The 4,238-nt window shown below is 23.5% G+C and carries 2 protein-coding genes and 1 pseudogene; 2 read left to right on the top strand and 1 reads right to left on the bottom strand.

The genetic code is table 11. The features are described from left to right. Positions 1–981 (top strand): C45 family peptidase (locus KQ44_RS11665; RefSeq protein ID WP_096737551.1); only part of this gene is annotated, 981 nt, incomplete at its 5' end. Between the two features lie 211 nt (positions 982–1,192). On the opposite strand, the gene KQ44_RS11660 is transcribed toward KQ44_RS11665, so the two are convergent. Next, positions 1,193–2,143 carry a GTP-binding protein gene (locus KQ44_RS11660; RefSeq protein WP_096737550.1) on the bottom strand — a complete coding sequence of 317 codons (951 nt, stop codon included), beginning with the start codon at positions 2,141–2,143 and terminating at the stop codon, positions 1,193–1,195. 162 nt (positions 2,144–2,305) lie between these two features. Here KQ44_RS11660 and KQ44_RS11655 point away from each other — a divergent pair. Further along, positions 2,306–4,238 (top strand): annotated as a pseudogene (locus KQ44_RS11655) (hypothetical protein); the annotation flags it as partial.

Here is a 4,238-nt window from a genome sequence, read left to right as displayed (position 1 = left end):
CATTCAAGATTTTCAAAGACACATTATAATGCAGGATTAAAATACGGAAAAATACTTGCAAAAAATAATATAAATCCTTTAGATAAAATAAAAATATCAGAAGAGAGAAAACATTTTGCTTCCAAATGCATTCCTATATATACATATTTTTTCCCAGAAATAATAGAAGAGATAAAGGCAATGGCTGAAGCACTTTCCATTGATTATAAAGATATATGTTCGTTTTTATTCAGTATATATGCTTTCACATTTGAAAATAAATGTTCTGCTTTTGCTTTTAAAACTGATAAAGAAATAATACTTGCTAAAAACAGCGACTTTTTAATAGATATAGAAAAATACTCAGACAGCGTATATTATAATCTTAATAATTCATACTCTTTTATTGGAAACACTACAGCATTTATAGAAATGGAAGATGGTATTAATCAAAAATGTCTAAGTATTGCTTTAACCTTTGTATATCCTGTAAAAATTGATTATGGATTTAATGCTGGAATGATAGTACGATATATTTTAGAGAAATGCAGCACTTTAAAAGAGGCTTTATGCTTTTTAAAAGAAGTACCTATATCATCAGCACAAAATATTATAATAGCAGACTATAAAGGTAATATTGCTTTAATAGAATCAAATTGTGAAAAAATAGAAATAATAGAAAATGATTATGTATTTACTTCAAATCACTTTACAAGCAAAAGAATGAAAAAATATAATACAAATATGCATGATGATGTTTACTCTCAAGAAAGATATAGTACTTTAGAAAAAGCATTTCAAAATCATAAACATAACTTTGACTTTGCAAAAAATCTATTATCAGGAAAATACGGATTTTTGTGCCAATATGACAGAAAAAATATGGGAATGGATACAATCTGGTCAAGCATATATTCTATTAAAAATAAAACAGTATACAGAACAGAAGGAAATCCGTCAAGAAAAAAATTCAATGAAGATAAAAGACTTATATTTGATTAATAGTTTTAATATATTTTTCAATTTTTTCTAAATAATCTTTAGCTTCATCATTTACAAAATTATCAGATAATATTCTTAAAAATGAAACAGCTTCTTTTTTAATATTATTGTATAGCTATAACAATGTTTTTTAAGTATTATAAACCTACTCTATTTATAAGTTATAATTATATTTATTAAATAACTAAAATTTTACAAACTATAGTTTTCTTCAATCATGATTATGTTTTATATTATCTCTATAAACAGGCTGAAACTCTTCACGAAGAAGTTTTCTATTTAAATCTTTCCCTATAAATACAATCTCAAGTTCATCATTCTCACTTGCTCCAGTAACAGCATATCTTCCATCTACGACATCGTATCTTAAATAATTATTACCGCATTTTATAACGCCTTTAGACCTAGCAATATATCCGAATCTGCCAAGTATAATATCTTCAAGAAGTATAATAAATTTATTTTCATTTATTACTTGGCAGCCTTTCATACTTATAGAATCTGGCATCTCTTCATTTTGGCTTTTTTCTAATTCTTTAGCTTTATACTTATCATCTAAAAATGATTGCAAAATACTCTCCCACCATTCTTTATTTTTATTAGAGTAATGCTCTTTAAGTATTTCTATATTATCTAATGATACATTATTTTTTGTTATTAATGATTTTATTTTTTTTATAAGGTTATCTATTTCATATTTTTCTTTGGGTTCTATTTTTGAAATAATTATTTTAGAAGTATTTAAAATCTGATCAACGTATATATCATCATATGAACTAACAAAACTGTCAAAAGCATTTGCATCTATAATTGTAATAGGTTTTAGGAGTACTATTCTATCATACTGAATTTGTTTTATATTATTAATAATATTGCTTAATTTAGCAACTCCAGTTGGTTCAACAATTAAATATTCAGGATCAAGAGAGTTTGCTATAGTGAGTATTGAAGAAGCAAAATCTTTTTTCATAGTGCAGCATACACAACCTTCTGTAAGCTCCCAAATATTCATACCTTCATCTTTAAGTATATTAGAATCTATATCAACATCCCCATATTCATTTTCCATAACTACAAAATCTCTTTTAGTTTTATTAGCCATTTCTTTGATCAGTGTTGTTTTACCTGCACCGAGAAATCCTGATACTATAAGTATTTTCATGTTTACTCCTATTTGATGAGCTTGTATTATTATATAATAGTTTATATATTAAAGCTATATAAAAAATATAAAAGAATTATAAATTAAATTGCTGTATTTTTTATTATTTTTATGTATAATATTTTTTATAAAATTAATTAGAGATTACTGAGTTGATTGATTATGAATTGCTACAATTTTATTCATAATATGAAAGCTGATTCTGAGTTTGCATTTCTTAAAAAATTTGACTTTGAAACTTTTGAAGATAATAAATATTTTTATTATGATTATACGGATAAGTTAAAAAATCATAATGAAGTTTTAAATATAAAATATAATGTTGCCATTTTACAGAAGATTATAGATTCTTATATAGATGAATGTTCTTATACTGGAGATAATGAGAGCTTTGAAAATGTTATAGGAAGTATTAATGCTATTATGATTAAAGACAGCAGTAATATATATGCAAGAAATAAGGCAGCATTTTTATACTATACAAGATATATTTATGATTCTGATGATATTTATTATGATATAGCTATGGAAAATATAAATAAAATAATTCATTATGAGAATGATATTACTTATTTTATTTTGGCTCTTTTATATCAATTTAAATATTTAAACACTAAAGATAATCAATATTTTAAAAATGCCTTGTATGCATATAGAGAAGTTTTAAAATCAAACAGTAATGATATAAATTTAAGCTATAATATTTATATGCTATATAAATCCAAATTTCAAAATATAGAAAAAGAAAAATATTTTAATATAGCAGCAGAAGCATATACTGAAATACTCAATATTGATAATGAAAATATATTTGCATTATGTGAGTTAGCAAAACTTTATAGAGATAAATTTATACTCACAAAAAATTCTGACTATTATTTAAAAGCTCTCAATTATTATATGGAGATATCATACATAAGCAGAGACATTAATATCATGCTTAATCTTGGTTTTTTATATACTTTGATGTTTAAATACAGCAGCGATTTTAATTTTTATGAAGAGGCAGCTTCATTATATAAACAGGCAGAATATACAAAAGAGCATGATATTATTTTATATAATTTATTTGGTTATTTATACACAATTAAATACACCTTCACAAAAAACAAAACAGATTTTGAACTTGCTTTGAATTATTATAACTGTATGGATAATAATGATAAGTATTATTTTATGGGGCATTTATATCTTATATGCTATGATTATACAAAAGATAATTTATATTTTAATGCTTCTCTTTCTTCATTTAATCATTTGGATACTGATGAAACAGATATATTAAACTCTTTAGCATATCTTCATGAGTGCAAATTTAAAATTACAAAGCATAAAGAAGATTTTGATGAAGCTATGTATTATTATAACAGGGCAATAGCAATAGACAGAGATTATTTATATACATATATTAATAGATTTGAACTTTACAGACTAGCATTTTATTATTTTGATGACAGCAATTATTTTACTTTGATTATTAATGATTATGAAACTTTATTTAATGATGGAGAGCTTAATAATGATAAAATGCTTGCATACTATATTAATTATAATATAGGCTCTTTTTATTATAATTTGTATGCAGATAGTTTGGAAGATAAAAACATATGTGCTAAGTATAATTTGAAAGATGAGTTTTTTAATAAGGCTTTAGTATTTTTTGAATCTTCTAAATCATTTATTGCTATAAGTGATTTATACAGGCTTAAATATATAGATGAACATAATGATGACAGATATTTTGATTTAGCATTATCATATGTTAATAAGAATGCGGATTTATTTAGATATGATATACATAATTTTTTACAGAGAGCTATCATTTATTATGATAAATACAAAATATCTAAGGATATAAAATATTTTGAAAGTTCTTTGGAGTATTTTGATTATGCATATGATATAAATAAATATGATAAGACTTTATATTATAATTTGGCACTTCTTTATCATTTTAGAATTACAGAAAGCAGATTTGAAGATTATAAGGAGGCTGAAAAAAATTATCTTAAGGCTATAGAGTTGGACAGTTCATATTTAAAGGCTATAGAAAATCTCGGTTTTTTATATTATATAGTATACAGTATTTATAATG

The organism is Brachyspira sp. G79 (assembly GCF_002379365.1).
Taxonomy (GTDB): domain Bacteria; phylum Spirochaetota; class Brachyspiria; order Brachyspirales; family Brachyspiraceae; genus Brachyspira.
Note: the sequence above shows the minus strand (reverse complement) of the source record. Positions and strands in the feature narration are given on the sequence as shown.